The sequence below is a fragment of the Lacinutrix sp. YIN62 genome, from assembly GCF_057219185.1.
Genome location: NZ_JBXVVH010000009.1, coordinates 102,932 through 129,354, shown reverse-complemented (window position 1 = coordinate 129,354; position 26,423 = coordinate 102,932). Strand labels below are relative to the sequence as shown.

The window sequence follows — 26,423 nt, the reverse complement described above, 5'->3', positions numbered from 1 at the left end:
TTATATGTTTTTTAAGATTGAGTTTAATTTATTAGAACAAGCACTTTTAAAGGGCATTTCTTGACCATCAGCAAACGTTCCCGATAGTTTCCCTCCATCTTGTCCTCCATACTTAGCCACTAATGCAGACAAGGCATTAATTCCATCATCATTACTCATATTTTCAGCGCCTTCAACTTCAGCTGTGGCTAGCGCATTTTGAATTGCTGTAGTTACAGCGGTACTTTCCCCTTCTAGTTGGGTTATTTTTTCTGTAGATTTTTTTGCTTTAGCTTCGGCGTTCTTACTTTCAGATAACTTAGCTTCAATTGCCAAAGCCTGCTCATCTGTTAAAATGATGCCGTTTTCGGTTTCGCCTTCAGAGAAAGAACTCCCTATAACAGTCTCAATTAAAGGCACATTTAATTTACTCATTGTCTTGTTTTTAGAATTATTTGTATTTAAATCGTTTTTGGTAGCTTCTGCTAGCTCAAATACTTTATTAATTGCAGTTTGTAGAGACCCTATCTCATCTATTAACCCAAGGCTTAAAGAGTTTTTTCCTGTCCAGGTAGAACCATCAAAAACCTCCGCTTTTAATTGAGGTCTAGCATTCTTCATATCTAAATGAAAGGTTTCAACCATAGGATCTAGTTGATTTTTTATATATGGCTCGTAATTAGCATTATCTACCACCTCTCTATAGTCTGAATTTTTACCTGTAGATTTAGTCCCATACATAATATGTACTTTCCCTCCAAAATGCTCCCATATTCCGTTAGAGTCTATTATAGTAGTATAAGCTCCTAATGACCCTATAGCGTCTGCTCTTGAATTTGCTACAATATATTTAGTTGCTGCTGCAAAATAATAAGCACCAGAACACATATAACCGTTAGTGTAAGTAACTATAGGTTTAGGATAACTAAGCACATAATCGTAAAATTCTCCTGTACCATAGACTTGGCCTCCTCCTGAATCAACATCTAGCACAACTCCTGCAACACTAGGATTGTTTTTTAAGCATTCTAAAATTTTAATATAGCTTTGAGTTCCCAACCAAGAACCATAATCGTATTTTAAAACAGGCTGTTTAAAGCTTATAATAACAACTCTTTTGTCCGAACTTTTTATTTCTGAAGTTGCCTCTGTAGAAATCGCTTTTATTAAATCATCTTGAGATTTTTCTTTTACAGAATCATTAACTAGCGATCTATATAAAGCAGGTACGCAAGACATACCATACATTTCATTTATATAAAATGCTCCAGAAAATAAAGAGTGTAAATTGTTGCTCATTTGTAATATATTTTTTGCACATTACAAACTTAGGTTTCATCTTATCCTTAAAATAGGACACAAATAATAGCCTTCTAATTAGTCATAAACACAGGCTTTTGTGGTATTTTTCCAGAGACAGTAATTTTAATTCTATTCCCATCCTCGTACTTCTTACCGTCTATTAATTTGTAACTAAAGGACAAAGGGAAAATTTTTGAGCCATATATTTTCTTCTGCCCAGAATGTTTTATTCCAATTAAGACCACCTTTTTTTGTAAGCAAGCCGAAAAGTAAGAATCAATAGCTTTAGATTGGTATGCCATTTCAAACTCTCCTTTTATACTGTATATAACACCTGCCTTGCTTTTTCTAGGAGTTGCGTTTATGTGAATGTTTTCGCCAACAGGCAAAATATCCAATCCTGTAGAAACAGGAGAAATAACAATGTTACTAGCATTAAAGTTAGTTAATAAGGCTGGGCACTCAATTTCGTCTATAGAAATTATTGCAACATTATTCCATCCGCCTGTTTGTTCTTCTAAAGCTGTGTTTATTCCTGCCATTTACTTTTAATTTAGGACAAAAAAAAGATTTCCGAAATTTGTCCTAGTCGACAATCTCTTTATTTATAGTACTTACGAAACCTTCTTATTTTTTTGTTTTTTAACTTTGTCACTCCTTTGCCTGTAAAATTGGCGATAAATAGAGTCCACACTAACTTCATCTTCGCTTATATCATAAAACCCTAGAAACTGTTTTATGGCTCGCATTGCGTTTTGCCTGTTGTGGGATTGAAAGTTTTCATCAAAGAATTTTAGCTCACTTTGCATAGACACTTCTATGTAACTAAAAAGATCATTCATAAAAACCTTATTGATCATTTCTCCTAAAGACTTTAGTTTTAAACTAGAAAACTCAAAACCATATTCTTTTGTTATAGATGCAGGAATACTTATCGAATAATAAGAATCTTTCTTAATATTAATACTCGATTTTCTGTATTTCTTATCCAAAAGGTCCACCATATATTTTCCTAACCAAGATGTACGGCTAATACAATGGGTTTCTCCATACTTATGAGTTAAGTATTTTTTATGGTGCGGCTGTAAAGGGATATTAACAGTTATTGTACCGGGCATATTAAAGCGTTTTTTAGTTAAAATAAGATACTATTTTCCTGTTAAATCTTCAGCGTTTTTTTCGTGTAATTATTACCACACAAAGCCTTATTATATATAGTTTTACTCTTGTTTTTAAAATTTAAAACTTCAAAGTATTTTACCCCGTCTTTTTGCAATATAGAAATTGCCTTTTTGCTATCAGATAATGTTCCATCTGTTTTTATTTCTTCTAATTTTGTTACAGATTTTCCTTTCTCTATATCTGTAACTCTTTGTAATATTTTAATCCCTTTTTGTTGTGCCATAATTAATTGTTTTATGTTACAACAAACTTACAACTAGAAAGGAGGTTAAAATAGGACTGTATTTTTACAAAGTAATATAAATCATTTACTTTTATAAAAAGGACTACTTATGTATCTTTAAAAATCATAAGGTAAGTCTGTGTACGTTTTTAAAAATTACAATTATGAAAAGATATATTGATTTAGGTAATCAAACAGGAAACATAGATCATAAAGAAGGGGAAAGAGAATTTGCTTTTTACTGCACAGTAATCGATCAATTTGAAGTTTTTTGTGATAATCAAACCTGGACTACAAGGGATGAACTTATTACAGATGTGAAAGAGGCTGGTAGAGAAAAAGAATTAGACAGATTGCTCAGTTTGATGCCAGATGAAATTAAATAACCCCAATATTCTGTACAGACATGATCTATTTTAAATTACCAATATATCCCCTATGTATAATCCAACATAGATCTACTCACAAATAATTAAATAAACACACAAAATACTTCCATTTTTTTTATTATATAAAAGTACTTAGCTATAAGTTTATATTTAAAATATTAGGATATGTTTTTATTATCATATTTTTTATATTAATCTCTAATTGATTTAAATCATCTATTCTTTTATTTAGCAACACATAAGAACTAGCTTCTTTATATGCTCTATGTTCAAACGTTTTATAACCTATAAGTTGAGAAATATGATAAGTGTATAATCTAAATCTTTGATTATTATTATATTCTTCAACCTTATTCGAGTAACTATCAATTGTTCTTGAACCTATAAAACCAAAGTTAGCATTAGGATATTTTTCTAAAAGCACAGGTATTGCTTTAGCACAAGTTACAAGTATACTACTAACATCTCCCATATTAGTAACTCTTGAATACCGATTATCATTACCTCTATCTCTTTTAGCGTAGAATTTAATGGCAAAAAAGTCATTTTCATGAAGATCAGCCGTTAACACATAATTTAGTTTAGTTTTTGGAGAACGAAATGTATAAACAAAACTCTTTAAATGATCTGTAGTATCATTTACTGGATGTATTTGAATAAATTTAAGATTATAGCCTGTAGAAGTTATCTTCATTAAGGTACCAAAAGAGGCTCAAAATCGGAATTAGGACAAACCACTTCACCCGAAGATAACGCATACTCAAGACTAACAGGTTTAGTTTCTTTTAATGAAACCCAACCTAACCTATCCCCTTTACTCTTATAAGTTCTTGTTTTTATAGAGCCTCCAGAGTCTTTACGTTTAGATGATTTATTTTTTAAAACTCCCATTTTAATTTTATGTAGTTTAAGTAAACTATTTTTTTTGTCATGACAAAAATAACAAATTCACTTAAAGTAACCTATTAAAATACGACCAATTTTTACTTAAGAATAAACCAACACAACACCTAAACTACTGATTTACTTTGTTTTTCACAAAGAATCTAATTCTGTGACATACTCAATTCTAAGCCTCTTTTAGCCATCGCTTTACTTTCTCTAAACTCCAGTGCATCGGCTTTCATTGTCCAATGCGTATCTAGCCCCAAAGTATCTATTTTAGATTTAATTTTACTAATTGGTATAGAGAAAAATTCTTTTCTGTAATTTACTTTATTAACTCTATCCAAATCAAAAGTTTGATGTAGTTCTTTTTCCAGTTTAGGTGCATCCTCAGAATGAATCATTGCATGAACATCAAAAGTAAAAGGAACAGATGCATCCCCTAATTCCTTAACCCTGTCTAACGGTTCTAATCGTCTAGTAAGACCTATTTTAAAGACATTTTCTCCAAAAGAACCAACATTTGAGATAATATAAACATGCCCTCTTTTTGTCTGCTGAGCCATTGACATAGCTCGCTTTCCTTTCTCTTCTGCTTCTAGCAATTTTTGCTTTACAGTTTCTAATTCTTGTTCAAACTTTGCTCTATCCTCCGCAGCTGCTTTAGACAATTTATCCTCGATTTCTTTTCTAGCCTTATCAAGCATTTTTTCTTCTTTCTCTACTTCTTTTCTAGCTTTTTCAAAATCTCTTCTTGCTTTTTCTTCCTCACGAATAGCCTCTCTTATCTCTCTTTGCTCCTGTAAATCTTTTTGTTTTAACTCATGAACAGTTACAGCCAATTTTAACTCTTGTAAAATAACATCAAAATATCGTTTAGTTATTCGCGCATTTTTAAAAGCTTTTCCGTTATGGTTTACAAGTCTAAAGGCATCGTTTAACGCTTGTAATAATTTACCATAATTATCATGCTTAACCTTAGACATTATAGTGTCTACCTTACCATTAAAGGCATCTAAAACAAACTCGATAGCAATTGTTTTTCTATACCCCTCAACATAATCGCAATCTGCAACCTCATTATTTTTAATCATAGATTTAATGAGACTCCTAACTTGTTTAAGTTCTTGTCCTGCTTCTTTATGGTTATACTCTTCTGCCAAATCATCTAATAAAGAATGGTTAGGGATTAAATATTCATCTCCATAACCCTTTATTATATTTTTCATTGCCTTTGCTGTTTTCTCGTACTGCTCGGCATTTCCTTTAGCTTCCCAAGCCTCTCCCGCAACCTCTTTAGCTTTTAAGTGAGCTTCCTTCTCTATTTTTGTAGCAAGCTCATGAGCATTTACTAATATTATTTCGGCCTTGTTTTTTGTTACGCTCGCTTTTTGTCTAGCTTCTTTTTTAATTAAATTAGCCTCCGATGTTGATGTTTCAATAAGAACCTCCATTTCATTAGAAACCCTTTTAAGTTCATTCTCTATATTTTTAATTGGCTCGTATTTTTTTAAATAATCAAAAGTCTTTTTATATTTAGAGAAATCTGTTGCTACTTTTTTTAATTCTTCATTTAATACAGAAATTTCTTCTGTTTTTTCATTCCTCTCTCTAGATCTTTTATCTCTTTCCTTTCGTATTGAAGAGTTTTTAACAAGTAGAACAATAATAATTACAGTGAAAATAAATAGAAAAAAGGGCATTTTATATTTGTTATTGATTAATAGATAAGTAGCGTTTTAATATTGCATCACGTAAATTTCATGCAATAATTCCACAGAAAACCTATGGTGGTTATTCCAAAAGTAATAAAAACAAACTCATAAAACAGAGCTGTTTTTTAATTTTATGCTCTTTTCTTTTTTTCGACGAAATACACAAATAACAGACAAAACACCACTCACTCAAAACCAACAACTTACAAAATCTTTCTGTTACGGTAAAAACCGTACTATCTAGCAAAATGGTTTTAAGTAAGGGAAAACCTTAGTATTTGTAAGGACGGTATTTTAATTTATTTCTTTCAAATTGCTTATATTGGCTGTATAAAATCAATAATTAAACAAGAAAAAAGCTCCTATAACGAATTAATTACCAATTAAAAAGTATATTATTGAATTAAACATTATATACTTTTTAAAAATGAAAAAATCACTTTACTTCACAGTAGTATTATTAGGGCTAATTTCTTTTACTGGGTGTACACCAGAATCATTAAACGATGAGCAAGGACAAACAGAACAACTTAGAACAGGACACGAAGACAGTACAAGTACAGGAACGGATGGTGGTTCTGTCCCAGATAATGACGAAGATTAAAAGTAATCTTTTATATTTTATAATGGCGGTAGTTCTGGCTACCGCTTTCTTTATGCATGAAACTGTAGCTTCTAAGCCAACATCTCTTTATGAAAAAACTGAGAAATGGGAAAAAGCTAAAGAAAAGAAAACTTTAGCCTTGAATGAACTTAAAGAGTATACAAAAGGCTCAGTTTATTATGAAAATTATTATAACCAAAAAAAAATCACTGATTTAGCTTATAAAGAACTAAAAAAAGAATATGATGACATCAAATTCTTGGAATTCAATAATTTTAGGCAATTTCTAGGTGAATTTGGCTGGGCATTTGGCTTATTTATCTATTCTCTATTTAATCTCATAAAAACTTTTATAAGAAAAACAAAAACTTATTATGGAGAAGTTATACTTCATAGTATAATACTTTACATTGGATTCTTTTATTTAAGATGGGCTTTCTTAAAAGAGGATTATTCTACAAGTAGCTATATAATTACAAATTTAATATGTATTGTTTCTTTAGTTTTTGCTACACAATTATTTGTAAAAACAAAAGAAAGGTATTTAGTCAGCTTAAAAGAAAACATTAAGGACTTAATCTCTTTTGTATTCAAAGTTACTCCTAAAAATATGGAAAATGAAAAATGGGAAATATTAAAAAAAGTGGCTGAAAATGAGTAATAAAAAAGAAATATTAGATAAGCTTAATAAAAAAGGGCTTATAAAAGAAGATCTTTACCAGTCAGAACTTGAGAGATTAAAAGAAAAAAACGAAGAAAAAGATTGTCAAATAGAAGTTTTATATAAAAATATTGATTATAATCTTATTTCTTTTGCTTAGATTCTAAAAATTCAATAATAGCATCTTTTTTTAAATTTTTTACCCATTCCTTAAATAAAGGTTCACTATGGATCATTTTTTGATAGTTTTGAACTACAAATAAAGAAACATCTTTAATATCTATTTTAACGTTTTCTTTAATTAAAAATAAATCACTAAAGTCCTTTTCTCTAATTGTGTCCAAATTATAAGACAATAAATCTTTTATTTTATAATTGGGATACACCCTATTTATTTTCTCTGCTAAAGATTTAGTTATTTTCTTCGTATCACCTCTTATTATCTTATATATAGAGCTTTTTCCTATACCTATTTTTAGCGCAAACTCTTCTACTGATATTTCCTCTTCAGTTATTAATTCTTGTATTTTTTTAGATATCATAAATTGATAAAATATAAAAAAGTGTCATAAAATGTTTTTTAGTGTCAAAAAGTGTCTTATATTTGTCATGACAATATATCAAATGTAGCAAAAAGTTAATAAATATTTGTGACAAACTGTACAAAATGAATGTATCCATAAAAAATAAAAACCAAAAGCGCTTAATTGAATTACAAGGTAAATTTATAGATATAGGCATTAAACGAATGCCTGTAAAAGCCATAGAGGCAAAAATGCCAAGTATGCCAGAAAGCGAGGTTTCTAAATGGTGTACTAAAGCCAAAGCAGTATGGCATTTTAGAAGCGTAGAATTCGACACTTACATACCTGTTTTCGAGTCTGTTTACAATGATTTAACTACAAATAAACAAACAAGAATTATGAGCAACACATATAAAAAAGTTATAGAAACTCTAGAAGAAAACAAAGGTTTTGATTTTAAATCAGAATATTGGGGTAATCAAGAATTACAAATACTTCAAGAAGTTATAGAAACAACTGAAGATGTAGTTAATAACTCCATTTAACAGAAAAATTAACACCCTAGAGAGTATTTAGACAAAAAAGCAATACCCAATTAACACCATACTATAAATGACAACATTAGACACCCTTTTAAAGCAAGATAAAATAGTAGTAATAGGTATTGATGAGTATAGAAACCTAATAAGCAGGCTTCGTCAAGATGTAAGAAAAAAAATATGTAGCGCTAGAGAAGCCCGTTATATTTTAAATATGAGTGAGAACGCTTTTTACGAGCATATAAAAGACCCCGAATGTCTTATTAGGCCTAGTAGTAAAAAAGGAAGATATGTTCTTTCTAGCGTTAATGATGAGGCAGATAGGCTAAACGGGTAAGTAATATTTATTCAAATAAAGGTAAGTATAATGAAACTATTTAAAAATGATAAACAAGAGATTCGATTTTATACTATTGGCTCAATACTGGCTTTAATAATATATATAGTTCTTTCAACGCTAAGATAACTGCTATGATAAAACCAACACGTGCAAACCATTTAGTTCTAGGGTATTCTTTTAATATTTCTATAGCAAGTTTAAGGTCAACTTCTATCAAGGTTTTTAATGTGTAAAAGGGTCTTTTGTATTAATTATGAATTCATATATAATTAATTAGAGCCTAAAAAGAAGAAAACAAATAATAGTAATAATAATGTAAATAAACAATAGGCACCTTATGAAACATGAAGATATAATGGAAACACAATTAAAAGCTTTAGCAATATTCGATGCTAATAATGTGTGTATGACCGTAGCAGAATGTGCGAATTTTTTAAATAAACATAGAGATACAGTTTTGTCTAGAATTCACTCAAGAAAAATAAAAGCAGAGCTAATAGGTAGTACATGGAGTATTCCTAAAATACAATTCATGAAAGAGTTAATTCAAGAATGGAAAGTAAAAAAGCAAGAGGTAACATTTGATTGATTGGTAAGTGGAGTACAGGGCATCGGTCTTTTTTATTGAGGGATTTTATAAGGTCGGTGCCTACGTACTTAAAGCGTAATATAAAGTAAAAAAGAAACAAAAAAGCAAGCAAAACCAATTTGGTTTCAATTTGGTTTTTTATAAAACATAAAAGCCTGCTTTTTTACACTACAAGTTTAGGTTGGTTAGTGTGCAACCCTGGCAAATAGAGTGGTCCATAGCATTTTAATAATAGTATAACCAGGGTTGCTTTTTTTTAAAAAACCAACTAAAAACCAAAGACTATAGCCTTATTACAAGGCACTAATTATAACATAACCATTCATAACACCTAAACTATGAATTTACAATACACCGAGCAGGAGAAACTGGTGGCTTGCACTCCCATTGGAAGTCACCAACTGCTTACCTATCCCATAATATGCAAAACAGCCTTTAAGCGCACGCTAGAAAACTATAAATCTTTTGTTGGCGAATACAACAAAAAGCGGCGTCCCATTTTAAATGGTTTAATAAGTAACTACAATACCCTAGCAAACTCACAAAACAAAGCCATAGGCGCAACACAAGCTCAATTAAAGCAAGCTCAAAAAGCTTTTAAGCAATATGTATTAGAATACTATGGGCGTGGCATAAAAAGCCTAGCAGAGTACAACGAGTTAGTAGAGGAGTTTAACCGAGACAATCCCCAAAAAGTACTTAAAAAAAAATACATACACGTAAGCTATGCCAGTGCAGAAATATTTGCTTGCATTTTGGGCCATGCTAGTTACAAGCTAAAAATGCGTAACCTAAACAGACTACAAAATAAAGAGCAAACTGTTTTAAATACCTTAGAAGGCTTTGTATTTCCCATAACAGCACACTCGTTAACCAACCTTAAGCTATCTCTAGAAAAAACAGGCTTAAGCACACCAAAACTAGATGTCTGTAACAAGACCATACGCAACCATATACAGCGTTTTTACGATTGTGGTGTAATAAGCAATTACCAGTTCAGAGGCTACCAAAAGGCGGCAAACATTAAAATATCGCCTCAAATTTTAACCATTTTAGATGGACATAAACCCTACCAAAAACCAAAGGCTAACCAAGGTTTGGGGAAAAGTTTACCTATTAATATTAGTTCCTATAGAACCTTAAATAATAATAAAAATAATAAGGCTACTGCTAAAGCCGATAGCCCAACGCAACAAGAATTTGAAGCTTTAGAGCAAGTTCGCCTACGCCTTTCGGGTAGCGCTTCAACTTCTGCCCCAGATTCCAATGCAACCCATTTTTATAGGAACAACACCAAGCAGGATAGGCAAACTGCGGAAAAATTGGAACCAAAAAGAAAAAAGGTTGCGGCCAAAAAAGAAAAAGAAGCAAAGCCTATACTACAAAGCATGCAAAAGCTATTGGCGCTCGATTTTCAAACTGCAGCACAGCAGCTTTCCAATGGCGAGCATAACAATTACACCCCACACAGTCTAGCACACTTTAAGCGAGAAGCCATAGCAGGTAACTTAAGCAAAGCCCAATTTAAACATATTGTAATTTTAGATTTCGCCTTTACAACAGCCCAACTATGGAGCAATAAAACCGTTTACAAATGGGAGTGGTTTAAAGCCTTAACACAGTTTAAAAACGAGCATTTTACCAATTTTTTTAATGGCGAAAACCATACGCCACATAAAACAACCCAGGTAAAAATATTAGAAGAATATCGCCAGCGCATCAATTGGGCAAAAGGCTATTGCAAGCGCAACCCAGAATTTAGATTACTGTTCCCCGTTGCTTATTTTGATACCACCAGAAAACACAGTTTCGAAGGCGGTTTTGCTTACACAAAAAAATATTACAAAAAGAGCATTAATGCCAAGAAAAAGCAGGCAGAAACCAAGGTAAAAAAGCAACGCAATGCAGCAAAACGAGAAGTTTCCAACAAAATACGAGTGTACGTAAAAAAATACCTAAGCCGTAAATGTACATTCGAAAGACTGGTAGCCTATGTACACACTTTAGAACAAAAACACCAGCGCGATAAAGGTTTTTATTCTCGCTTACTATACCACACACTAGAAGTAGAACGCTTAAACACTAATTAAACCCAACTTAAACATGAGAAAAAAATGCAAACACGACAATCGCTTTTTTTGCCCCCAATGCAGTAGAGTAAAAATGATTATATGCTTAAAAAACGAAGCAAAACCCTATTACAACAACAGAAATACCTTAACACGATATTCCTTACTTACTCAAGACAAAAAACCACTTAATGTTATTGTAAATAAAATGCAAAACAGATTATTAGTAAACAGTAGTAAGGCGCAAGGCGAATGTTTCCAAGGACATTATAACACTGTAAAAGTGTACGATAATGCAAGCAATAACTTAATACAAACCATTTGAAACCTAATAATGATACATTTAAAAAAGATAACAAAAGCGGAATTAGAGGTTTTAAAAGATGCAGTACACTTGCGTTTTAAGGATTTGGTTAGCCAGGAACACCAAAACGAAATCCTAAAAATACATCAAAGCATATTACAAGAGGTGTATTCACATTTTTTCGATGCCTATGCAAAAAGCTACAAGCAAAAACACTTTAATTTTAAGCTAAAGTGGCATGAGGCCGTTTTAATAAACAAAGCGCTTAGTAGTTTTAATACTCTAGAATCCGATGTTTTTAAAAAGAACTTAGCTTTAAAACTTATTCTAGTGTTAGATCCACAAACGGTATGAAAAACCAATAAAAACCAAAAGGAAACCAAACGAAAACCAGATTGAAATTCATAAAACCAATTCATAAAACCAAAACTATAAAAATGTTATTCGGATACGCAAGAGTAAGCACAGAAAACCAAAACCTATCATCACAAATTGATGCTATTAAACTATTTGGTGTAGAAAGAGAAAATATTTATTGCGATAAAGATTCAGGTAAAAAAACAGATAGAAAAGGTTTAACAGAGCTTTTAGGAAGGTTAAGACCAGAAGATACCGTTTTCTTTTATGATTTAACCAGAATAGGAAGAAATTTTAAGCACTTAATTACTGTTATGGAATACTTTGCTAAACATAAAATTGATTTTAAAGATATCTCTAACCCTGCAATAGACACTAAAAGCATAGAGACTCCAGCAGGAAAGTTAATTTTTAGAATATTCGCATCACTAGGAGAATTTCAAAGAGAGCAAAGCAATGCTAAAGTTAAAGCAGGCTTGGCTTCTGCAAAACGACAAGGTAGAGTCGGTGGTCGCCCAGAAGGTCCAAGTGAAAAACTAAAAAAGTTAGCACCTTTAGTAGCTACTATGTACAAAGACCCTAATAATTCAATTAAAACAATAAGAGAGACTCTAGGTATAGCACAAGCCTCTGTTTATAAGTGCTTAATTATAGAGAATATTGACATACATAAGACTCACAAAAATACAGGAAATAACAACCGAAATAAGAATACTAAAATTTAATAAAAACAGTAATTTATTTAATAAAATGACTCTAAACGAAATAATACAATTAGTGTGTACAGAGCTTAATTTAAGAGTAGAAACGTGCTTACTACCATATCCATCTTATGATTACAAGGATGGAAGAATGATAATCGCAAAAATTGCAGATGAACAGGGAATCAAAACAAAAGAAATTGCAGCTGCTTTTAATTTAAAACGTTCAAATTCAGCTTATGATTTAATACATAATTTCAAAATGAAGATTAGTAATTTTCCTCAAGCCGTTTTAAACGATAGATATAAGAGATGTAAAGCATTAATACAGTAGTTTCAATAGAGCTACGCTAAAATCAAAAATTATGAAAATCAAGGATTATTTAAAGAAACAGAATCGTTTTTGGAAATATGCAAAGAATCAACCTTATCCACCTTATGGGAAGGTGAAACATTTTGTATGGTTGACTTTATTTCAGCTTGTAGGTCTTTTGTTTTCTGTATTTGCTCTTTATTATTCATGGAACTAACTAAAGCTATGATAGATATAACTAAGCTTAGAAAAGAGAATATATATGGGACCCATCGAGTTTTTGCTTGGAACTTAGAAACTATAGTTTATATGTGCTTTCGTTGCGTAAACGATTTTTACAAAACAACACATATACTTAAACGTTGTACACAAGCTTAAAACATCATAATTATTCGTAAAATAAAATTCACTTTATTGTTAATAAGTTTTAATTATTCAATTGTATATAAAAATGCTTATTTGTTAATTTTACGCGAAAAATAAATCTATAGGTTGATTTTATGGAAATTTTTAGTACATTTGACGAACAATATCAAGGAGTTTATTTAGCGAACTTCGATAATTGTACATTTTACCAAACACCCACAGAGTATGAAACAGAACTGGATAAGATACAGGATCAACTTCAAAACCCATTGTTTGTACGAAATTTTATTAAATCCTCGAAATCGGGTTGGAAACAAGGAGTATATAAAAACCATAGCTTATTATTTTTAACAACTGAAATTCTTCAAGAAGCAGGTGATTTGTTTAGTAAATTAGATGAAATGAGCGAAGAGTCTCAAAATGGTGATTGTTTTGAAACATTATTTGATGAATTTGTCGAGTTGTCAAAATCTGAAAGATATCATGATCCTGGAAGAAGAAAAATGTACACCTATGATTGCGGTTCTTTATTGAGAATATATGGAGTGCGTGTCGGTAACAATGCAATTGTAATAACAGGAGCTGGAATTAAATTAGTCGATAAAATGGATACAGAACCTTTGAAATTAGAACTAGAGAAAATGACTTATTTAAAGTCTTGGCTAAAACAAGAAAACATTACAGATTCTACTGAATTATAACATGGAAAAAAACCTAAACAAAGCAGTTAAAAGAACAGCAACTAAATGGAAAGAACGAGCTAAAAGAGACCGTTCTAACAGGAGAAATATAACTAGATCTCAAGCATTTGCACTAGAATTGTTGGATTATATGGATTTACATAAAATCAAGCAAATAGACCTAGCAAATAAAATGGGTGTAAGTGCTCAACAAGTAAATAAAATATTAAGTGCTAAAGCGAATTTAACATTCGAAACAATAGACAAAATTGCCGAGGCTTTAGGCGTTGATATTACATCACCAAAAATAAAGTCTAATAAAAGTACTAATTCAGCTGTCATTCTTCAATCGATGCAAGTTGTACATAAACGCAAGTACAAAACTATAGAGGAAGAATTGACGTCTGAAAGAATTACACAAAAAAATCCTGTTTTACAAACTAATATGGAAAACTTGGATTCATATAATTACACAGCTAATCAAATTTAAAAAGCTATGACATGCAATAAATTAGGTTTTGCTTTTACAGGTTTAAAAACTGTATCGTTTGCAATAATTGATAAAGCTTACAAAAAAACTGGCGAAACGAACTTAACGACTGGATTAGGATTTGGTTTAGATATTGACGACCATGTAGTAACTTGTAACACTCGTTTTTCTTTTGAGAAAAAAAAGGATCAGCCATTTTTAATTCTTGAAGTTCAAGGACTATTCGAAATAGAAAAAAATGACTTCTTGAATAAAATGAAACAAGATGATAAAACCTATTTAGTAGCAAAAGCTCTTGCAGCACATTTTGCTGTACTGACTATAGGTTCTGCCAGAGGAATATTACATGCTAAAACCGAGGGAACGCCATTTAATGAGTATCTCTTACCAACTATTGATGTTAAAAACATGTTACAAGAGGACGTTATTTTTAATTTCTAAAACGCCAGTGTACAACAATGGTAATCGTTGCACAAGCTTCAAAAAATATTAAATATTCTTATAAAAGCTCCTTTTACAGGGGCTTTTACTTTATCAAGACCAGTACAAGTGTCCTGAATTTCATTTTTAAGAGCTATTAAAACATTCCTTCAGGAATATTAAGCAGATACTATATTTAAAAAATTTAACACTCTAAGAATATTCCCAAAAAAGAACCAGGAACGATATTAAGAAGTTTAAAAAGAAGAAAAGCTAAGAAGGCCTGTAAAATCAAAAAAGTAAATGATTGATTAATCTTTAGATGATTTAAAAACTAAAAAACTTACCACTATATTTACCACTAAAAATAAAAGCTCTGTAAAAACAAGTGTTTACAGAGCTTTTTGTGACCGCGAAGGGATTCGAACCCCCAACCCTCAGAGCCGAAATCTGATATTCTATCCAGTTGAACTACGCAGCCATAATGTTTTATTTATCTTATATAGTTTAAAAGACGTTATGAAGCATTAAGCGAGTTTAGATTTCACTATACCAGAAATTGTTGCGCCATCTGCCTTACCCGCTAGTTCTCCACTAACTATTCCCATTACTTTCCCCATATCTTTCATTCCTATCGCCCCTGTTTTTGCAATAGCTTCCGTTACCACTTTTGCAATAGCTTCTTCACTCATTGCTTCAGGCAAAAATTGCGCTATAACTTTAGCCTCTGCCAACTCTGGTGCGGCTAAATCTTCTCTTCCTTGCTCCAAAAATATCGCCGCACTATCTTTGCGTTGCTTGACTTGTTTTTGAAGTATTTTAAGTTCTTGTGCTTCACTTAACTCCTCTTGTGCATTACTTTCTGTTTTTGCCAATAAAATGGCTGATTTCACAGCTCTTAATGCAGTTAAGGCCGTTTGATCCTTAGCTTTCATTGCCGTTTTCAAGGCTGTCATTAGATCTTGTTGTAAACTCATTACTTAAATAATTTAGGCTACGAAGATAAAATAAAAAGACCGTCTTGCCTAGATATAATGTTATTTCTCTCCTAAAATTATCAATAGAAAAACCCAAAAAGATTCTAAAAAGACTTTTTGGGTTTAAAAAATAAATATTTTTACTTAATCTACATTGTCATGCAAAAACGAATTGTTGTTTCTTAATTGTATTTCGTCATTATCATCAACTCCTAAACTTGTTCTAGAAATATTGGTTTCTGAAGAATGCTGTGCTTCATTTAAGTTTAAGCCTTGCCGTTTATATGCTGGAATCTTTTCAATATCATCAATTTTTGCAGTATTAAACTTATAATTGAACGTTTTCATTTTCTCCCGTCTAGCATCAGCTCTTTCTTTCAAAATATCTGAAATAGAACTATTCATTGGATCTAAATCTCCTAAAGCCTCCTCATTAGACTCTTGCTCTACAACTTTCTTTTCAAAAATAATCTCTGTATCTTCTTCTTTTAACGCTACTTTAATCTCTTTCTTAGGTTCTCTTTCTAGTTCCACCTCTGCATAGTCATCTAAAGCATAACGTACTTCTCCATCTTCTGAAGCCTCAGTTACAGAAACAACCTCTATAGGGTCTTTTACTTCAATTTTTTTAATTTCATTTGTTAAATTATGAATAACAGGAGCTTCTATCTCATCTTCTACAGAAGCCTCACTCAAAGGCATATCGAAAGTCAAAGTTATTTGTTGCTTATTTTCTACCACATCAGCGACTTCATTATCTTGTGGAGAAGTAATCACAAAATCATCTTCATCTGTAACATCTGCAACAACCTCTTCGTAAACAACATTTAGATCTTTAATCTCTTTAGAAGTAGGAGTTACCCCCATTCCTTCGTTATAAGAAACAGCTTTTTGCTTGTTTACCTGATCCATTTCAAACTTACTCAATGTATCTTCAGCAAGTGCATCGATATCTAATGTATGCTTTACTATTGGAGTTTCTTTTTTCTTTTCTATTTCTTTTTTTGTAGCCGAAATTAAACTTGGAGATCCCACCTCGTCTTTAGTCTTTAGATTTTGTTCCATACTTTGCTCTTCTTCCAAGGCATGGATTACCTTTTTAGCTTCTGTATTAGAAATTTCATCTTGTTGTTCAAGGTTAAATCCTGTTGCAATTATGGTTACTGCAATTGACTCTTCTAAAGACTCATCTTCACCAACCCCCATAATGATATTAGCACCATGACCTGCTTCATTTTGAATGTGGTCATTAATTTCTCCAATTTCATCGATAGTTATTTCTTGAGCACCCGAAACGATAAGCAATAATACGTTTTTGGCACCAGTAATTTTATTATCATTTAACAACGGGGAATCCAAAGCCTTAGTAATGGCTTCGTGAGCACGATTTTGTCCCGATGCTGTGGATGATCCCATAATAGCAGTACCACTCTTACTCAATACTGTTTTAGCATCTCGTAAATCAATATTTTGCGTATAGTGGTGCGTTATTACTTCTGCTATTCCTCGAGAGGCTGTAGATAACACCTCATCGGCTTTAGAAAAACCAGCTTTAAACCCAAGGTTACCATAAACTTCTCGCAGCTTATTATTATTAATAACAATTAACGAATCTACTTGTGATCTTAACTTTTCGATACCTTTTTGCGCTTGTTCATTACGCATTTTCCCTTCAAATTGAAAAGGCATTGTCACGATCCCCACTGTTAAGATATCCATATCTCTAGCCATTTGAGCTATAATAGGTGCTGCTCCTGTTCCTGTGCCTCCCCCCATTCCTGCGGTTATAAATACCATTTTAGTATTTGCACCCAACATATTTTGAATGTCTTCATAACTCTCTACAGCAGATTGCTCTCCTACATCTGGATTTGCCCCTGCACCAAGCCCTTCGGTTAGGTTAACTCCCAACTGAATTTTGTTTGGTACACCGCTATTTTGTAGTGCTTGTGCATCTGTGTTACAAATGACAAAATCTACTCCTTTTATTCCTTGTTGAAACATGTGATTAATAGCATTGCTACCACCACCTCCAACACCAATAACCTTTATTACATTTGATTGGTTCTTTGGTAAATCAAATGAAATGCTTTCGAATTCTTTATTGCTCATAAATTCTTTTTTACTGGATCAATCTATTTTATTCTTTTATTTTCTTGATGATAAACTCATCATCCTTTTTATCTTTTGTATAGCACTGTATTTTGACAAGCTTCTCTAAATCATCTAACAACACTCCCTATTCTGCATTATCTAAAAAATCCTTAACACGTTCTGTTAATGCATCTAAAAATGATCGCTTTGCTTTTTTAGGGACTTCCACGACTGGCTCTTCGTCTCTCACGGGCTCTTCTTCTTTTTCTGAAATCGTTTCTGTTTGTATTTCTTCGACAACAGCTTCTGCTTTACGTCTTTCTTGACGTTTTAAGCCATCCATAACTAAACCTACGGCTGTTGCAAATAACGGACTAGTAATCGCATCGTCACTATCACCTGCTAAATGCTCATTTGGATAACCGATTCGCGTATCCATTCCTGTGATATACTCCACCAACTGCTTTAGGTGTTTTAATTGACTTCCTCCGCCTGTTAACACAATTCCCGCTATCAATTTCTTTTTCTGCTCTTCGTGACCATAATTTTTAATCTCTACATACACTTGTTCAATGATTTCGACTACACGAGCGTGTATAATTTTCGATAAATTCTTTAACGTTATTTCCTTTGGGTCCCGCCCTCTCAATCCTGGAATAGAGACAATTTCATTGTCTTTATTTTCTCCAGGCCAAGCAGATCCAAATTTTATTTTTAATAACTCTGCTTGTTTTTCTATAATTGAACATCCTTCCTTTATATCTTCGGTAATCACATTTCCTCCAAAAGGGATTACGGCTGTATGCCTAATTATACCTTCTCTAAAAATGGCTAAATCTGTTGTCCCACCTCCTATATCTATTAATGCTACTCCTGCCTCTTTCTCCTCTTGACTCAACACGGCGTTTGCTGATGCTAAGGGTTCTAATGTAATCCCTTCCAACTCTAAACCTGCACTTTTTACACAACGTCCTATATTTCTTATCGAGGAGACCTGTCCTACTACAACATGAAAATTAGCTTCTAGCCGACCACCATACATCCCTATAGGCTCTGTTATCTCTGCTTGCCCATCAATTTTATATTCTTGTGGCAATACATGAATAATCTCTTCACCGGGAAGCATCACCAATTTATGCACTTGGTTTATTAGGCGTTCTATGTCCTCATCGTCTATAACTGTTTCCGAATTTGGCCTCGTAACATAATCGCTATGCTGTAAACTACGAATATGCTGTCCTGCAATACCTACCGTTACACCTTCTATTTTTGTAGCTGCTGCGACTTCAGCTTCTTGAATAGCTAATTGAATAGATTGAATAGTTTGCGTTATATTATTTACGACACCACGGTGTACACCCAGACTTTTAGATTTACCAATGCCTAAAATTTCCACTTTATCATATTCATTCTTACGACCAATCATAGCCACAATTTTTGTAGTTCCTATGTCTAATCCAACTGCAATATTATGCTCCATAACTTATACTTTGGTACATACAACTTGATTTCCAAATTGTAAATTCACTTTATTGTATTTATTAAGCGTCCTATCTTTCATCGCTTTTTGATAAAACGCCTTTAAGTTGTTAATTTTCTTTTCCAAATGATTCAATTGTCCCAATTGCACTTTAAAGTTGCATTGACGTAATCTTAAATCTATGGATTTATCCTCACCCTGATGAATCTCGACAACATTGGTTTTCAAGAATTCATCATTATATATTTTATTAGCTATAACAAATACGTTAGCTAAATCATTTTTGTTTACGTAACCAGTAACTAATGGCACACGTTCTGTATAATTTTTTGACAACGGCATAAATCCGCCTTGATTGTCAACATAATACGAAACCGCATTATTTACTCTTGCTATAGGTTTTTTTTGCTTAATCTTTGCTGAAAGTTCTCCATTTACACTTACAAAAACTTCAGCCGACTCAATCATTGGGTTAGAGTTTAGGGTCGCCTCTAGGATATTCAAATCTAAAACTTCTTTTGATACACTCGTAACCCGACCTTGATTTTGTATTAACAATTTACTAACAGCCTCTTGCGTTATAAAAAGATTCTGTTCTCCTAAAAACTCTATTTTGGGAGCAGACACTTTTCTAGAACCATTTCTTTCCGATGCAAAAGCGCACAAAAATACAACTAAAAGAAACAATCCAATCATTTTTATGTAATTCCAATTAATTTTCATCTAACAACGCTTCTTTTATCTGTTTAACCGCGACTCCAATATCGCCTGCGCCTAGCGTGAGTACTACTCTAGCTTTACTTTCTTTTATTTTAGAACTAATTTCATCTTTACGTATTACTGCTTTATTTACCCCTTCTATCTTGTCACACAACCATTGAGAAGTCACCCCTTCTATAGGCTGTTCTCTTGCGGGATAGATATCTAATAATAATATTTCATCAAACTGTGAGAGGCTTTTTGCAAATGCATTAACAAAATCTTGTGTTCTTGAAAACAAATGCGGCTGAAAAACAACCAATGCTTTATCGTTTGGATACATTTCTCTAACGGCTTGATAAACGGCATTAATCTCCTCTGGATGATGAGCATAATCATCTATATACACTAATTCATCTCGTTTTATCTGATACGAAAAACGACGTCGCACACCCTTATAATTTGCTAATGCCTTTATTAAATCTTCACCAGGCACACCATATTCTATAGCCATTGCCATTGCTATTAATGCATTAGATAAATTATGCCTTCCTGGCAAATTAAACCGAATGTCCTTTAATAATCCTTGAGGTGTTTTTATATCGAACACATACGCGCCATTCTCTATTTTTATATTTTGAGCAGCATAATCTGAATTATCTTCGATTCCATATGTTATGCCCTTTAACGGCAATCCGTTTTTAACAAACAACTTTCCTTTAGGTTTTAACCGTTTAGAAAAATCTTGAAATGCTTGAGTTAACGCTGAAGCATCGCCATAAATATCTAAATGATCTGCATCCATAGAGGTGATACAAGCCAAATCTGGAGATAATGTTAAAAACGAGCGATCAAACTCATCTGCTTCGACAACACTAACAGCACTTCCGTTTAAAATTAAGTTAGAGTTATAATTCTCACTAATACCTCCCAAAAAAGCCGTTAGTTTCACATTACATTCATTTAATAAATGACCTAAAATGCTTGTTGTTGTTGTTTTTCCATGTGTTCCTGCAACCGCCAAACAAAATGTATTTTCTGTAATTAGCCCTAAAATCTCTGAGCGTTTTAGAATATTGTAATTGTTATTTCTAAAATAAGTAAGCTCTTTATGTTCTTTTGGAATTGCTGGCGTATAAACCACAAGTGTTGTTTCGGGATCCAAAAAACAGGACTTCACATTTGCAATAGCATCCTTAAAATGGACATCTATACCTAAATCCACTAAAGCATCGGTGATTTCTGTTTGCGTTTTATCATAGCCCGCAACTTCTTTTTGTGCGGCTTTAAAATAGCGTGCTATAGCACTCATTCCTATACCTCCAATGCCAATAAAATAAATATTATGTATACTATTTAAATTCATATTTATTCTCCTACTTTTTTCAGAATGCTTTTTATTTTAATAAAGCCTGTCGTTTTAATTTGAACTGACTATATATTTTTAGTTATTTATCAAGAAGCTTTTCAACCTCGTCCACGATTTGCTTTGTTGCATTTACCATCGCCAATTTTTTAATATTTTCCCCTAACTGTTTCTGCCTTTCGACCGATGCTATTAATTGAGAAAATTTATTCTTAAAATCGACCTTTAAATCCTCCTGAGCTATCAAAATTGCAGCATCCTTATCGACTACTGCATTTGCGTTTTTGGTTTGATGATCTTCTGCTACATAAGGTGAAGGCACAAAAACGACAGGTTTACCTACGATGCATAGCTCTGAAACAGACCCTGCTCCTGCTCTCGAAATAATAAAATCTGCCGCAGCATATGCACAATTCATTTTATTAATAAAAGCATGAACTTGCACATGCTTTGTGTGATTATAAATTTTATATTGCTCATAATACAACGTTCCGCATTGCCATATAATTTGAAGGTTTTGCATTTGCAAGAAATCCAATTCCCGTTCCAAAAGTTCATTAATTGCTCTTGCTCCGAGGCTCCCCCCCAAAACTAAAAGTGTTTGTTTTCCTTCTACCAAATCAAACGTCTTAATAGCTTCGGCCTTAGAACTATTAATATTCAGCAGGTCTTGACGCACAGGGTTTCCTGTTTTAATCATTTTTTCTTTTGGAAAAAAACGCTCCAATCCATCGTATGCTACACAGATTTTTTGGACTTTTTTAGATAATAATTTATTTGTGATACCTGGGTACGAGTTTTGTTCTTGAATTAGACTAGGTATTCCCTTTAATCCAGCAACCTGTAATAATGGACCACTTGCAAATCCTCCTGTACCAATAACCACATCGGGTTTGAATGCATTAATTATTTTCTTAGCATTCCACAAACTATTAATTAATTTAAAAGGAAACATTAGATTTTCAAGAGTCATTTTTCTCTGAATACCCGTAATCCATAATCCTTTTATTTCATAACCTGCTTGAGGCACCTTCTCCATTTCCATTCTATCTTCTGCTCCAACAAACAAAAATTGCGTATTAGGATAGCGTAATTTTAATTCGTTTGCGATAGCAATTGCGGGGTAAATATGTCCCCCCGTTCCACCTCCAGAAAGTATAATTTTATATGTTTTATTTTTACTACTCACTTTTATTTATCTCTAAGTATTTCTTTACCCAAATGCCTTTATAGTTATTTCTTATTTTTAATCTAAACAGTCCCAGAAAGCGTCTCTAAAGAAGCACTATTCTTTTCTTTTTCATCTTCCTGCTCTTTCATCTCTTCTCGTTTTGAACTGACACTTAGTATGATTCCTATTGCTAAGCAGGTCATCCAAATGGAGGTTCCACCACTACTTATTAATGGTAGTGTTTGCCCTGTTACAGGAAATAACTCCACTGCTACCGCCATATTTATCATCGCTTGAAATACTATTGGCAGTCCAACACCCAAAACCAACAATTTCCCAAACATAGTATCGGACTTCTGTGCAACTATTACTATTCTAAATAACAACCACATATATAAAATCATTAGAAAAAAACCACCTATTAGGCCATATTCTTCTATTATAATCGCAAATATAAAATCTGAAGAGGATTGAGGTAAGAAGTTTTTCTGAATACTTTTACCTGGCCCAACTCCTTTTATTCCTCCTGTTGCTATTGCTATTTTTGCTTTCTCTATTTGATAATCTGATTCATTATCTTCATCGTTAGAAAAACTCTCTATTCGACTTATCCAGGTATCTACTCTATTAGGCATAGCCTCTGGAAAGGCTTTTGCTACGAGAACAAATAGCAGCAATCCCAACAAACCTGACCCTACAATTACCATTAAATACCTAATGGGATACCCGCCCAAAAACACCAATACGATAACCATTAAAAAAATAATTGCTGTAGTAGAAAAATTAGAGGGCAATATTAATGCCAAAATCACAAATACTGGTGCCCAAAGCGGTAAAATAGATTCTTTAAACGTAATTTTTTTGTCTTTAATTTTTGAAAGATACCGTGCTACATACACCATCAATACCACCGATGCCAAAGTAGAGGTTTGAAATGACATGCCGACTATAGGTATTTTTATCCATCTACTAGCATTGGCTCCCTCTATAGTAGTGCCTTGCATCATTGTGAGTACTAAAAGCAAAAACACAATAGGAATCATAACCATGGACAATCCTCTAAAATAACGATATGGAATTTTATGTACGCCATACATTATGGTAAAGCCTAAAAACAAATGCATAAAATGCTTCACAAAAAACGAAAAGGTATTTGTACTCTCACCAACATATGCCAAATTACTCGCAGCACTATATACAGGAAGGAATGAGAAAATAGCTAGCAAAGCAGCTATAGCCCATATTAATCGATCCCCTTTTATGTTTTTAAATAATTGTTGCATTTTTATTTATTCTCTTAATACAGAGTTATAACCTCTTTAATCTCCACTTTTAAATAGCTTCCAAAAGTCCCATTTTCGACTGTTGTTCTAACAATTATATTATTTAACTTACAGATTTCTTACAGCATCTTTAAACTGCCGTCCTCTATCTTCATAATTTTCAAACAAATCAAAACTAGCACAAGCAGGTGATAACAACACATTGTCTCCAGCTTCGGCTATTTTATATGCTATTTTAACCGCTTCTTCCATAAATTGAGTCTCCACAATAACATCTACCGTATTCCTAAAATTTTCCAGAAGCTTTTCATTGTCTATGCCCAAACAAATAATCGCTTTAACCTTCTCATTTACAAAAGAAAACAACTCCGTATAATCATTCCCCTTATCGATTCCTCCAACAATCCATACCGTTGGCGCTCCCATACTTTCCAACGCATAGTATGTTGCATTTACATTAGTAGCCTTAGAATCGTTTATATACTGTACCTTATTTATTTTAAGCACTTGTTCCAAACGGTGTTCTACACCATGAAAATTCTCCAGGCTCTCACGTATAGTTTGCTTTCTTATTTTAAGCAAATGAGATACTGCTGAAGCAGCCATTGCATTTTTAATATTATGTTTTCCTTCTAGAGCTAGATTTTTTGTTGGCATAATTATCTGGTTGTTATCTATTGTTATTTTTATATTTTCTTTGTCTAAATACGCCCCATTTTCAATTTTCCGTGTTAATGAAAAGGGCAATAGTGTGGATTGAATGTTATGATTAGCAATCCAATCATTTATAATTTCATCATCTCCATCATAAATCAAGTAATCGTCTTTTGTTTGATTTAAAGCGATCCTAAACTTCGATGCAATATAATTTTCAAACTTATAATTATATCTATCTAAATGATCTGGAGTAATATTTGTTAAAACTGCTATTTGAGGTTTAAAATCTGCAATACCGTCTAACTGAAAACTACTTATTTCTAACACATAGTTTTTAAAATCATCTTTTAAAACTTGCATTGCAAAACTATCTCCAATATTTCCGGCCAATCCTACATTTAATTCTTGCCTCAAAATATGGTGTGTTAATGAAGCTGTTGTTGTTTTCCCATTACTCCCTGTAATACCGACTAGAACAGCATTGGTATACTTTGACGCAAATTCAATTTCAGAAATCATTGAAATTTTATTTTTCAATATGCTCTGAATTAAAGGTATGCCTTCTGGAATTCCTGGACTCTTCATCACAACATCCGCATTTAAAATCTTAGATTCGGTATGTTGCTGTTCTTCCCATTCAATTTTATTTTCTATAAGAAGCGTTTTGTATTTTCTTTTTATACGTCCTTTGTCTGAAACAAAAACATCATACCCTTTGGCCTTTGCCAAAAGAGCAGTTCCAACACCACTTTCGCCTCCTCCTAATATGACTAATCTTTGTTTTTTCACTTTTTACTCTAAATGTTATCTTAATTTCAATGTTATTATTGAAAGTATAGCCAAGAACACGCCTACAATCCAAAATCGTGTAACTATTTTACTTTCATGATATCCTGACTTTTGGTAATGATGATGTAATGGTGACATTTTTAAAATACGCCTACCTTCACCATATTTCTTTTTAGTATACTTAAACCACGAGACTTGTAAAATCACCGATAAAGACTCTGCGAAAAAGATCCCGCATAATAAAGGGATTAATAATTCTTTTCTTACCGCAATAGCTATTACAGCAATGATACCCCCTATAGTTAAACTTCCTGTATCCCCCATAAACACCTGAGCCGGATATGTATTATACCACAGAAACCCTATTAAAGCTCCTGCAAATGCAGCTATAAATACAACCAACTCCCCTAGTCTAGGTATAAACATAACATTAAGATAATCGGAAAAACCTATATTCCCTGAAACAAAAGCAAAAACAGCTAAAGCAAAAACTATTATTGCCGAGCTTCCTGCTGCTAATCCATCTATACCATCTGTAAGATTAGCCCCATTAGATACTGCCGTAACTATAAAAATAACTATTGGAATAAAAATTAGCCACGCATATTTACCATAACCATCTCCCATCCAAGTAATCAAATCTGAATAATCGAACTCGTTGTTTTTAAAAAAGGGAATGGTTGTCTTAGTTGATTTTTCTTCTGGACGAATAGGTTTAACAACACTATCTATAGCTTTAGTCCCAGTACTTTGTACAACTTGAACATTCTGTCCTCCCACATCTTGCTTTATGGTTACACCTGGATGAAAATACATAATTGCGCCTACGAAAAGCCCCAGACCTACTTGGCCTAATATTTTAAACTTTCCACTTAAACCTGCTTTATCTTTTTTAAAAACCTTTATATAATCATCTGTAAATCCTACCAACCCCATCCATAACGTCGTTACAATTAACATAACAACATACACGTTATCTAATTTAGCGACTAACAGCACAGGAATAAGTGTCGCCAGGATAATAATAACACCTCCCATAGTTGGTGTTCCCGCTTTTTCCATTTGCCCGTCTAAGCCTAAGTCCCTAACAGATTCTCCAACTTGTTTTTTCTGAAGGTATAAAATTATTTTTTTACCAAATATTGTTGAAAACAGCAATGACAATATAATAGCCAAAGCAGCTCTAAACGTAATGAATTGAAACACACTCGCTCCTGTTAACTGGTATTGCTTTTCTAAATATTCGAATAAGTAGTATAACATATATTATTATTT

Annotated in this window: 33 protein-coding genes and 1 tRNA gene; 16 read left to right on the top strand and 18 right to left on the bottom strand. The window is 32.6% G+C overall.

Annotated elements, in window-relative coordinates; all coding sequences use genetic code 11:
- From AC2D8I_RS08030 to AC2D8I_RS08015, 4 genes are all read right to left on the bottom strand, one after another.
- Nucleotides 1-1,278: a S49 family peptidase gene (locus tag AC2D8I_RS08030; RefSeq protein WP_484705482.1), complete on the bottom strand. Its 1,278-nt coding sequence runs from the start codon at nucleotides 1,276-1,278 to the stop codon at nucleotides 1-3.
- Between the two features lie 74 nt (nucleotides 1,279-1,352).
- On the bottom strand, nucleotides 1,353-1,823 hold the full coding sequence (locus AC2D8I_RS08025; protein ID WP_484705481.1) for a hypothetical protein: 471 nt from the start codon (nucleotides 1,821-1,823) through the stop codon (nucleotides 1,353-1,355).
- A gap of 72 nt (nucleotides 1,824-1,895) precedes the next feature.
- Nucleotides 1,896-2,399 (bottom strand): hypothetical protein, encoded by a 504-nt coding sequence (locus AC2D8I_RS08020; RefSeq protein ID WP_484705479.1) that lies wholly within the window; start codon nucleotides 2,397-2,399, stop codon nucleotides 1,896-1,898.
- 41 nt (nucleotides 2,400-2,440) lie between these two features.
- The gene (locus AC2D8I_RS08015; protein WP_484705478.1) at nucleotides 2,441-2,686 is read right to left on the bottom strand and encodes a hypothetical protein; all 246 of its coding nucleotides are present in this window, start codon (nucleotides 2,684-2,686) and stop codon (nucleotides 2,441-2,443) included.
- A 164-nt stretch (nucleotides 2,687-2,850) separates the two neighbouring features.
- Between AC2D8I_RS08015 and AC2D8I_RS08010 the strand changes: the two genes are divergently transcribed.
- Nucleotides 2,851-3,072, top strand: coding sequence for a hypothetical protein (locus tag AC2D8I_RS08010; RefSeq protein ID WP_484705476.1), 222 nt, complete (start codon nucleotides 2,851-2,853; stop codon nucleotides 3,070-3,072).
- Between the two features lie 139 nt (nucleotides 3,073-3,211).
- Here the strand turns inward: AC2D8I_RS08010 and AC2D8I_RS08005 are convergent, their stop codons facing one another.
- From AC2D8I_RS08005 to AC2D8I_RS07995, 3 genes are all read right to left on the bottom strand, one after another.
- The gene (locus AC2D8I_RS08005; protein ID WP_484705475.1) at nucleotides 3,212-3,769 is read right to left on the bottom strand and encodes a hypothetical protein; all 558 of its coding nucleotides are present in this window, start codon (nucleotides 3,767-3,769) and stop codon (nucleotides 3,212-3,214) included.
- Entirely contained in the window at nucleotides 3,769-3,966 is a 198-nt protein-coding gene (locus AC2D8I_RS08000) for a hypothetical protein (protein ID WP_484705473.1), read from the bottom strand. The genes AC2D8I_RS08005 and AC2D8I_RS08000 overlap by 1 nt, the downstream gene beginning before the upstream one ends.
- A 155-nt stretch (nucleotides 3,967-4,121) precedes the next feature.
- Nucleotides 4,122-5,663, bottom strand: a complete 1,542-nt coding sequence (locus AC2D8I_RS07995; RefSeq protein WP_484705472.1) for an SNIPE associated domain-containing protein — start codon at nucleotides 5,661-5,663, stop codon at nucleotides 4,122-4,124.
- A 439-nt stretch (nucleotides 5,664-6,102) separates the two neighbouring features.
- Here AC2D8I_RS07995 and AC2D8I_RS07990 point away from each other — a divergent pair, with 439 nt between their 5' ends.
- From AC2D8I_RS07990 to AC2D8I_RS07980, 3 genes are read left to right on the top strand one after another with little or no spacing between them, the layout of a single operon-like run.
- Nucleotides 6,103-6,279: a hypothetical protein gene (locus AC2D8I_RS07990; protein ID WP_484705471.1), complete on the top strand. Its 177-nt coding sequence runs from the start codon at nucleotides 6,103-6,105 to the stop codon at nucleotides 6,277-6,279.
- A 22-nt stretch (nucleotides 6,280-6,301) separates the two neighbouring features.
- A complete protein-coding gene (locus tag AC2D8I_RS07985; RefSeq protein WP_484705470.1) occupies nucleotides 6,302-6,940 on the top strand; it encodes a hypothetical protein in 639 nt (212 codons plus the stop codon).
- Nucleotides 6,933-7,100, top strand: coding sequence for a hypothetical protein (locus AC2D8I_RS07980; protein ID WP_484705469.1), 168 nt, complete (start codon nucleotides 6,933-6,935; stop codon nucleotides 7,098-7,100). Before AC2D8I_RS07985 ends, AC2D8I_RS07980 begins: the two co-directional genes overlap by 8 nt.
- Here the strand turns inward: AC2D8I_RS07980 and AC2D8I_RS07975 are convergent.
- Nucleotides 7,084-7,482 carry a helix-turn-helix domain-containing protein gene (locus tag AC2D8I_RS07975; protein WP_484705468.1) on the bottom strand — a complete coding sequence of 133 codons (399 nt, stop codon included), beginning with the start codon at nucleotides 7,480-7,482 and terminating at the stop codon, nucleotides 7,084-7,086. The genes AC2D8I_RS07980 and AC2D8I_RS07975 overlap by 17 nt on opposite strands.
- Nucleotides 7,483-7,607: 125 nt before the next feature.
- On the opposite strand from AC2D8I_RS07975, the gene AC2D8I_RS07970 reads away from it, so the two are divergent.
- The 12 genes from AC2D8I_RS07970 (at nucleotide 7,608) to AC2D8I_RS07915 (ending at nucleotide 14,653) form a co-directional block, all read left to right on the top strand.
- Complete coding sequence (locus AC2D8I_RS07970; RefSeq protein WP_484705467.1) at nucleotides 7,608-8,009, top strand: hypothetical protein; 402 nt, start codon at nucleotides 7,608-7,610, stop codon at nucleotides 8,007-8,009.
- Between the two features lie 67 nt (nucleotides 8,010-8,076).
- Complete coding sequence (locus AC2D8I_RS07965) at nucleotides 8,077-8,340, top strand: hypothetical protein (RefSeq protein ID WP_484705466.1); 264 nt, start codon at nucleotides 8,077-8,079, stop codon at nucleotides 8,338-8,340.
- Between the two features lie 340 nt (nucleotides 8,341-8,680).
- Entirely contained in the window at nucleotides 8,681-8,932 is a 252-nt protein-coding gene (locus tag AC2D8I_RS07960; RefSeq protein WP_484705465.1) for a MerR family transcriptional regulator, read from the top strand.
- A gap of 338 nt (nucleotides 8,933-9,270) precedes the next feature.
- Entirely contained in the window at nucleotides 9,271-11,022 is a 1,752-nt protein-coding gene (locus AC2D8I_RS07955) for a hypothetical protein (protein ID WP_484705464.1), read from the top strand.
- Nucleotides 11,023-11,035: 13 nt separating this feature from the next.
- On the top strand, nucleotides 11,036-11,326 hold the full coding sequence (locus AC2D8I_RS07950; protein WP_484705463.1) for a hypothetical protein: 291 nt from the start codon (nucleotides 11,036-11,038) through the stop codon (nucleotides 11,324-11,326).
- Between the two features lie 9 nt (nucleotides 11,327-11,335).
- Nucleotides 11,336-11,659: a hypothetical protein gene (locus AC2D8I_RS07945; RefSeq protein ID WP_484705462.1), complete on the top strand. Its 324-nt coding sequence runs from the start codon at nucleotides 11,336-11,338 to the stop codon at nucleotides 11,657-11,659.
- A gap of 83 nt (nucleotides 11,660-11,742) precedes the next feature.
- Complete coding sequence (locus tag AC2D8I_RS07940; RefSeq protein ID WP_484705461.1) at nucleotides 11,743-12,387, top strand: recombinase family protein; 645 nt, start codon at nucleotides 11,743-11,745, stop codon at nucleotides 12,385-12,387.
- A gap of 25 nt (nucleotides 12,388-12,412) precedes the next feature.
- Complete coding sequence (locus AC2D8I_RS07935; RefSeq protein ID WP_484705459.1) at nucleotides 12,413-12,697, top strand: hypothetical protein; 285 nt, start codon at nucleotides 12,413-12,415, stop codon at nucleotides 12,695-12,697.
- Nucleotides 12,698-12,728: 31 nt separating this feature from the next.
- The gene (locus AC2D8I_RS07930) at nucleotides 12,729-12,893 is read left to right on the top strand and encodes a hypothetical protein (protein ID WP_484705458.1); all 165 of its coding nucleotides are present in this window, start codon (nucleotides 12,729-12,731) and stop codon (nucleotides 12,891-12,893) included.
- A gap of 283 nt (nucleotides 12,894-13,176) precedes the next feature.
- Nucleotides 13,177-13,743: a hypothetical protein gene (locus AC2D8I_RS07925; protein WP_484705457.1), complete on the top strand. Its 567-nt coding sequence runs from the start codon at nucleotides 13,177-13,179 to the stop codon at nucleotides 13,741-13,743.
- Nucleotide 13,744: 1 nt separating this feature from the next.
- Nucleotides 13,745-14,212 (top strand): helix-turn-helix domain-containing protein, encoded by a 468-nt coding sequence (locus tag AC2D8I_RS07920; RefSeq protein WP_484705456.1) that lies wholly within the window; start codon nucleotides 13,745-13,747, stop codon nucleotides 14,210-14,212.
- Nucleotides 14,213-14,218: 6 nt separating this feature from the next.
- Complete coding sequence (locus tag AC2D8I_RS07915; RefSeq protein WP_484705455.1) at nucleotides 14,219-14,653, top strand: hypothetical protein; 435 nt, start codon at nucleotides 14,219-14,221, stop codon at nucleotides 14,651-14,653.
- 386 nt (nucleotides 14,654-15,039) lie between these two features.
- On the opposite strand, the gene AC2D8I_RS07910 is transcribed toward AC2D8I_RS07915, so the two are convergent.
- The 10 genes from AC2D8I_RS07910 to mraY all read right to left on the bottom strand — a co-directional run bounded on the left by AC2D8I_RS07910 (nucleotide 15,040) and on the right by mraY (nucleotide 26,411).
- Nucleotides 15,040-15,113: transfer RNA gene (locus tag AC2D8I_RS07910), tRNA-Arg, on the bottom strand.
- 46 nt (nucleotides 15,114-15,159) lie between these two features.
- Nucleotides 15,160-15,609 carry a GatB/YqeY domain-containing protein gene (locus AC2D8I_RS07905; RefSeq protein ID WP_484705454.1) on the bottom strand — a complete coding sequence of 150 codons (450 nt, stop codon included), beginning with the start codon at nucleotides 15,607-15,609 and terminating at the stop codon, nucleotides 15,160-15,162.
- Nucleotides 15,610-15,753: 144 nt separating this feature from the next.
- The gene (ftsZ, locus tag AC2D8I_RS07900; protein WP_484705453.1) at nucleotides 15,754-17,721 is read right to left on the bottom strand and encodes a cell division protein FtsZ; all 1,968 of its coding nucleotides are present in this window, start codon (nucleotides 17,719-17,721) and stop codon (nucleotides 15,754-15,756) included.
- A 127-nt stretch (nucleotides 17,722-17,848) separates the two neighbouring features.
- Nucleotides 17,849-19,183 (bottom strand): cell division protein FtsA, encoded by a 1,335-nt coding sequence (ftsA, locus tag AC2D8I_RS07895; RefSeq protein WP_484705452.1) that lies wholly within the window; start codon nucleotides 19,181-19,183, stop codon nucleotides 17,849-17,851.
- Nucleotides 19,184-19,186: 3 nt separating this feature from the next.
- Entirely contained in the window at nucleotides 19,187-19,906 is a 720-nt protein-coding gene (locus AC2D8I_RS07890; RefSeq protein ID WP_484705451.1) for a cell division protein FtsQ/DivIB, read from the bottom strand.
- Nucleotides 19,896-21,248: a UDP-N-acetylmuramate--L-alanine ligase gene (gene murC / locus AC2D8I_RS07885; RefSeq protein WP_484705450.1), complete on the bottom strand. Its 1,353-nt coding sequence runs from the start codon at nucleotides 21,246-21,248 to the stop codon at nucleotides 19,896-19,898. Before murC ends, AC2D8I_RS07890 begins: the two co-directional genes overlap by 11 nt.
- An 82-nt stretch (nucleotides 21,249-21,330) precedes the next feature.
- Nucleotides 21,331-22,437 carry an undecaprenyldiphospho-muramoylpentapeptide beta-N-acetylglucosaminyltransferase gene (gene murG, locus AC2D8I_RS07880; protein ID WP_484705449.1) on the bottom strand — a complete coding sequence of 369 codons (1,107 nt, stop codon included), beginning with the start codon at nucleotides 22,435-22,437 and terminating at the stop codon, nucleotides 21,331-21,333.
- A gap of 62 nt (nucleotides 22,438-22,499) precedes the next feature.
- The gene (locus AC2D8I_RS07875) at nucleotides 22,500-23,702 is read right to left on the bottom strand and encodes an FtsW/RodA/SpoVE family cell cycle protein (RefSeq protein ID WP_484705448.1); all 1,203 of its coding nucleotides are present in this window, start codon (nucleotides 23,700-23,702) and stop codon (nucleotides 22,500-22,502) included.
- A 108-nt stretch (nucleotides 23,703-23,810) separates the two neighbouring features.
- The gene (gene murD / locus AC2D8I_RS07870; protein WP_484705447.1) at nucleotides 23,811-25,148 is read right to left on the bottom strand and encodes a UDP-N-acetylmuramoyl-L-alanine--D-glutamate ligase; all 1,338 of its coding nucleotides are present in this window, start codon (nucleotides 25,146-25,148) and stop codon (nucleotides 23,811-23,813) included.
- 15 nt (nucleotides 25,149-25,163) lie between these two features.
- Complete coding sequence (gene mraY / locus AC2D8I_RS07865) at nucleotides 25,164-26,411, bottom strand: phospho-N-acetylmuramoyl-pentapeptide-transferase (protein ID WP_484705446.1); 1,248 nt, start codon at nucleotides 26,409-26,411, stop codon at nucleotides 25,164-25,166.
- Nucleotides 26,412-26,423: the final 12 nt, after the last annotated feature.